This is a genomic window from Achromobacter denitrificans NBRC 15125 (genome assembly GCF_001571365.1).
Taxonomy (GTDB): domain Bacteria; phylum Pseudomonadota; class Gammaproteobacteria; order Burkholderiales; family Burkholderiaceae_B; genus Achromobacter; species Achromobacter denitrificans.
In genome coordinates, this window is sequence record NZ_BCTQ01000096.1 from 1 (window position 1) to 738 (window position 738).

General features: G+C 68.7%; 1 protein-coding gene. It reads right to left on the reverse strand.

Translation table 11 applies throughout. The annotated features are described in order from the left end of the window. Window positions 1-738 (reverse strand): malic enzyme-like NAD(P)-binding protein (locus ADE01S_RS31020; protein WP_303621343.1); only part of this gene is annotated, 738 nt, incomplete at both ends.

A 738-nucleotide genomic window follows, 5' to 3' on the forward strand; every position in this document is an offset into this window, starting at 1 on the left:
CGCCGAGAACAGCGGCTTCATGAAGGCGCCCGAGTGGTACACGAACTGCTGCAGCTGCTCTTCGTAGGCCTCCAGGTCCGCCAGCGGGCGCGTCGCCACGCCGTCTTCCATCGCGGCCTTGGCCACCGCCGGGGCGATGCGCACGATCAGGCGCGGATCGAACGGCTTGGGAATCAGGTACTCGGCGCCGAACGAGATGTCATAGGTGCCGTAGGCGGCCGCGACCACTTCGTTCTGCTCTTCCTCGGCCAGCTGCGCGATCGCGTAGACCGCCGCCTTTTCCATCTCGCGGGTGATCGTGGTGGCGCCCACGTCCAGCGCGCCCCGGAAAATGTAGGGGAAGCACAGCACGTTGTTGACCTGGTTCGGGTAGTCCGAACGGCCGGTGGCCATCACCACGTCGTCGCGCACGCCGTGCGCCACTTCCGGCAGGATCTCCGGCGTGGGGTTGGCCAGCGCCAGGATCAACGGGCGCGGGCCCATCGCCGCCACCATCTCCGGCTTGAGCACGCCGCCGGCCGACAGGCCCAGGAACACGTCCGCGCCGTCGATCACCTCGGCCAGCTTGCGCGCCTCGGTCTTCTGCGCGAAGCGCGCCTTGTCCGGGTCCATCAGCACCGTGCGGCCTTCATAGACCACGCCTTCGATGTCGGTGACCCAGATGTTTTCCAGCGGCAGGCCCAGGTCCACCATCAGGTCCAGGCAGGCCAGCGCCGCGGCGCCGGCGCCCGAGGTCAC